We start from the raw sequence: 5,377 nt of genomic DNA, 5'->3' as shown, positions 1-5,377 counted from the left end.
CGTAGAATGCGCCTCCCTGGTGACGGCGACGCGGTTTGAAGCGAAGCTAAAGCCCTGATCTTTAACAGAATAAGCAAGTGATTTGTGTGGGTGCTCCTGTGAGCGTGGCGAAGCCATGTGACACATTGAGTATCACTAAAGCCTAGTCGTAATGAGCTTAAGTTGATGACTCTAACTAGCCCGAAGCGCTTTTAGCGGCGTGAGGGTGAATCTGATTGAAGATATGTAAATCAATTGGAGAGTTTGATCCTGGCTCAGATTGAACGCTGGCGGCATGCCTAACACATGCAAGTCGAACGAGGGTAGCAATACCTTAGTGGCGGACGGGTGAGGAATACGTAGGAATTTGCCCTTAAGTGGGGGATAGCCCGGGGAAACCCGGATTAATACCGCATGAACTCGAGAGAGCAAAGTCGGGGACCTTCGGGCCTGGCGCTTTTGGAGAAGCCTACGTCGGATTAGCTAGTTGGTGAGGTAATGGCTCACCAAGGCTGCGATCCGTAACTGGTCTGAGAGGATGATCAGTCACACCGGAACTGAGACACGGTCCGGACTCCTACGGGAGGCAGCAGTGGGGAATATTGGACAATGGGCGAAAGCCTGATCCAGCAATGCCGCGTGTGTGAAGAAGGCCTTCGGGTTGTAAAGCACTTTAGGCTGGAAAGAAAAAGCTTTGGCTAATATCCAAAGCCTTGACGGTACCAGCAGAATAAGCACCGGCTAACTCTGTGCCAGCAGCCGCGGTAATACAGAGGGTGCGAGCGTTAATCGGATTTACTGGGCGTAAAGCGTGCGTAGGCGGCTATTTAAGTCGGATGTGAAAGCCCTGGGCTTAACCTGGGAACTGCATTCGATACTGGGTAGCTGGAGATCGGTAGAGGGCGGCGGAATTCCGGGTGTAGCGGTGAAATGCGTAGATATCCGGAGGAACACCGATGGCGAAGGCAACCGCCTGGGCCTGATCTGACGCTGAGGCACGAAAGCGTGGGGAGCAAACAGGATTAGATACCCTGGTAGTCCACGCTGTAAACGATGAGAACTTGACGTCCGCTTGCTCTGCGAGTGGGTGTCGAAGCTAACGCGCTAAGTTCTCCGCCTGGGGAGTACGGCCGCAAGGTTGAAACTCAAAGGAATTGACGGGGGCCCGCACAAGCGGTGGAGTATGTGGTTTAATTCGATGCAACGCGAAGAACCTTACCTGGTCTTGACATGTCAGAGACCCTGCAGAGATGCGGGGGTGCCTTCGGGAATCTGAACACAGGTGCTGCATGGCTGTCGTCAGCTCGTGTCGTGAGATGTTGGGTTAAGTCCCGCAACGAGCGCAACCCTTGCCCTTAGTTGCCATCATTCAGTTGGGCACTCTAAGGGGACCGCCGGTGACAAACCGGAGGAAGGTGGGGATGACGTCAAGTCATCATGGCCCTTATGACCAGGGCTACACACGTACTACAATGGTCGGTACAGAGGGTTGCCAACCCGCGAGGGGGAGCTAATCCCAAAAAGCCGATCGTAGTCCGGATTGGAGTCTGCAACTCGACTCCATGAAGTCGGAATCGCTAGTAATCGCGGATCAGCACTTGTCGCGGTGAATACGTTCCCGGGCCTTGTACACACCGCCCGTCACACCATGGGAGTTGTCTGCACCAGAAGTAGGTAGTCTAACCGCAAGGGGGGCGCTTACCACGGTGTGGTCAATGACTGGGGTGAAGTCGTAACAAGGTAGCCGTAGGGGAACCTGCGGCTGGATCACCTCCTTTAAAGAATGCTTCAAAAGCGTTCGCAGGAGCATCCACACAAGTCACTTGCCAAGAAGATCAGCCCGAGACAGCGGTTGATCGATACCCGAGCTAAGGGTCTGTAGCTCAGTTGGTCAGAGCACACGCTTGATAAGCGTGGGGTCGCTGGTTCAAATCCAGCCAGACCCACCATTCTGGCGCTAATCCGGGGCCATAGCTCAGCTGGGAGAGCGCGTGCTTTGCAAGCATGAGGTCGTCGGTTCGATCCCGTCTGGCTCCACCAACTTTCGATGATTCAATCAAGCATCTTGTGGTCAGGATGTTTCGTTGAATCCGAGAAATCGGGTTTTTCTTGTTCTTTAACAATTAGGTTTGTAGTCGAACACTGTAAGCGTTAAGCGTTTACGTTTTACGTAAGCGTGTTTCAACGTCCAAGGTGCTTGACGGCGAAAAATGTCGTTTGAGTAGTAGCGTTGTTTGTCATGTAACTGAAGATATTCGCGAGAATGTTTGAGGTTATATGGTCAAGTGACCAAGTGCATGTGGTGGATGCCTTGGCGGCAACAGGCGATGAAGGACGCAGTAGCTTGCGAAAGCATCGGGGAGCCAGCAAACAGGCTTTGATCCGGTGGTATCCGAATGGGGCAACCCACTCTTATGAGTATCCCGCAAGGGAAGCTAACCCGGAGAACTGAAACATCTAAGTACCCGGAGGAAAAGAAATCAACCGAGATTCCGCTAGTAGTGGCGAGCGAACGCGGAGCAGCCGATTTTTTATGGTTTAGCAGAACAGTCTGGAAAGGCTGGCGATACAGGGTGATAGCCCCGTATGCGAAAGACCATAGAGGACATATTAAGTAGGGCGAGGCACGTGAAACCTTGTCTGAACATGGGGGGACCATCCTCCAAGGCTAAATACTCGTTGCCGACCGATAGTGAACCAGTACCGTGAGGGAAAGGCGAAAAGAACCCCGGAGAGGGGAGTGAAATAGAACCTGAAACCGCATGCATACAAGCAGTAGGAGCCCGTAAGGGTGACTGCGTACCTTTTGTATAATGGGTCAGCGACTTACTAGTCTGTTGCGAGGCTAACCGTATAGGGGAGCCGTAGGGAAACCGAGTCTGAATAGGGCGATTAGTAGCAGGCTGTAGACCCGAAACCCGTCGATCTATCCATGTCCAGGGTGAAGAGTGGGTAACACCACTTGGAGGCCCGAACTCACGCCTGTTGAAAAAGTCGGAGATGAGGTGTGGATAGGAGTGAAAGGCTAATCAAGGCGGGTGATAGCTGGTTCTCCTCGAAAGCTATTGAGGTAGCGCCTCGTGTCTAACTGCTGGGGGTAGAGCACTGTTACGACTAGGGGGGACACAAGTCCTTACCAAATCGTTGCAAACTCCGAATACCAGCAAGTTCAATCACGGGAGACACACGGTGGGAGCTAAATTTCATCGTGAAGAGGGAAACAACCCAGACCGCCAGCTAAGGTCCCTAAATTTCGGCTAAGTGGTAAACGATGTGGGAAGTCATAGACAGCCAGGAGGTTGGCTTAGAAGCAGCCATCCTTTAAAGAAAGCGTAATAGCTCACTGGTCGAGTCGGCCCGCGCGGAAGATGTAACGGGGCTAAGCCGAGTACCGAAGCTGCGGATGCAGAGCAATCTGCGTGGTAGAGGAGCGTTCTGTAAGCCTGTGAAGGTGACTCGTAAGGGTTGCTGGAGGTATCAGAAGTGCGAATGCTGACATGAGTAACGACAAGCACGGTGAAAAACCGTGCCGCCGTAAGCCCAAGGGTTCCTGCGCAACGTTATTCGGCGCAGGGTGAGTCGGCTCCTAAGGCGAGGCCGAGAGGCGTAGTCGATGGAAAGCGGGCTAATATTCCCGCACTTTTTGTAACTGCGATGGGGTGACGGAGAAAGTTAGGCAATCTGCCTGTTGGATGGCAGTTTAAGCGTTTAGGCGTGCTCTTTAGGCAAATCCGGAGAGCTAAGCTGAGGCGTGATGACGAGTCTCTTTGAGACGAAGTTGCTGATACTCGGCTTCCAAGAAAAACCTCTAAGCTTCAGGTTGCAAAGAGCCGTACCCCAAACCGACACAGGTGGGCGAGGAGAGTATCCTCAGGCGTTTGAGACAACTCGGGTGAAGGAACTCGGCAAATTAGTACCGTAACTTCGGGATAAGGTACGCCTGCGCAAGCAGGCCGCAGTGAAGAGGGGGTTGCGACTGTTTATCAAAAACACAGCACTCTGCAAACACGAAAGTGGACGTATAGGGTGTGACTCCTGCCCGGTGCTGGAAGGTTAATTGATGGGGTTAGGCGCAAGCCGAAGCTCTTGATCGAAGCCCCAGTAAACGGCGGCCGTAACTATAACGGTCCTAAGGTAGCGAAATTCCTTGTCGGGTAAGTTCCGACCTGCACGAATGGAGTAACGATAGCCCCACTGTCTCCATCCGAGGCTCAGTGAAATTGAAATCGCTGTGACGATGCAGTGTTCCCGCGGCAAGACGGAAAGACCCCGTGAACCTTTACTACAACTTTGCACTGGATTTTGAGTTTGTTTGTGTAGGATAGGTGGGAGCCTTTGAAACCGGGACGCCAGTTCCGGTGGAGGCAACCTTGAAATACCACCCTGATAAACTCGAAGTTCTAACCTAGTCCTGTTATCCAGGACAGGGACATTGCATGGCGGGTAGTTTGACTGGGGCGGTCTCCTCCCAAAGAGTAACGGAGGAGTGCGAAGGTTAGCTCAGCGCGGTCGGAAATCGCGCTCTTGAGTGCATAGGCATAAGCTAGCTTGACTGCGAGACAAACAAGTCGAGCAGGTACGAAAGTAGGTCTAAGTGATCCGGTGGTTCTGTATGGAAGGGCCATCGCTCAACGGATAAAAGGTACTCCGGGGATAACAGGCTGATACTGCCCAAGAGTCCATATCGACGGCAGTGTTTGGCACCTCGATGTCGGCTCATCACATCCTGGGGCTGTAGCAGGTCCCAAGGGTCCGGCTGTTCGCCGGTTAAAGTGGTACGCGAGCTGGGTTCAGAACGTCGTGAGACAGTTCGGTCCCTATCTGCCGTGGGCGTTCGAAGTTTGAGAGGAGTTGACCTTAGTACGAGAGGACCGGGTTGAACGTATCTCTGGTGTTCCAGTTGTCACGCCAGTGGCATCGCTGGGTAGCTAAATACGGACGGGATAACCGCTGAAAGCATCTAAGCGGGAAGCCCACCTCAAGATGAGACTTCGCGGAGACTTGATCTCCCTTAAGAGCCCTTCAAGACTAGGAGGTTGATAGGCACCATGTGGAAGCGCAGTAATGCGTGCAGCTAAGGTGTACTAATTGCTCGTGCGGCTTGACCATATAACGCTCAAGCATTTTCGTGGCGACACGAATACGCAAAAACGATTTTCACGTCATCACTGACCGACGTTGAAACAGCGCTTGATAGTGATTCGACTACAAACCAAATTCGGGCGTATCGGCACCCAAGAACCGATACCCCAGCCAGTTTGCCTGGCGGCATTAGCGAGTTGGAACCACCCGTTCCCATCCCGAACACGGAAGTGAAACGACTCAGCGCCGATGATAGTGTGGCTAGACCATGCGAGAGTAGGTCACTGCCAGGCTCTTAATCCAAACCCCCTCCGGG

Annotated in this window: 2 tRNA genes and 3 rRNA genes; all 5 read left to right on the top strand. The window is 52.9% G+C overall.

From position 1 onward, the window contains the following. The first annotated feature begins 231 nt into the window (after positions 1 to 231). Positions 232 to 1,757, top strand: a 16S ribosomal RNA gene (locus AC3WUM_RS25090). Positions 1,758 to 1,851: 94 nt separating this feature from the next. Continuing rightward, a tRNA-Ile gene (locus tag AC3WUM_RS25085) sits at positions 1,852 to 1,928 on the top strand. A gap of 15 nt (positions 1,929 to 1,943) precedes the next feature. After that, positions 1,944 to 2,019, top strand: a tRNA-Ala gene (locus AC3WUM_RS25080). A 239-nt stretch (positions 2,020 to 2,258) separates the two neighbouring features. Beyond that, a 23S ribosomal RNA gene (locus AC3WUM_RS25075) occupies positions 2,259 to 5,088 on the top strand. Between the two features lie 152 nt (positions 5,089 to 5,240). Beyond that, positions 5,241 to 5,354, top strand: a 5S ribosomal RNA gene (gene rrf, locus AC3WUM_RS25070). Together the 16S, 23S and 5S rRNA genes with 2 tRNA genes alongside form the textbook arrangement of a ribosomal RNA operon. The last annotated feature ends 23 nt before the right edge of the window (positions 5,355 to 5,377 follow it).

This window comes from Hydrocarboniphaga sp. FW305-C-57, from assembly GCF_058783045.1.
Note: the sequence above shows the minus strand (reverse complement) of the source record. Positions and strands in the feature narration are given on the sequence as shown.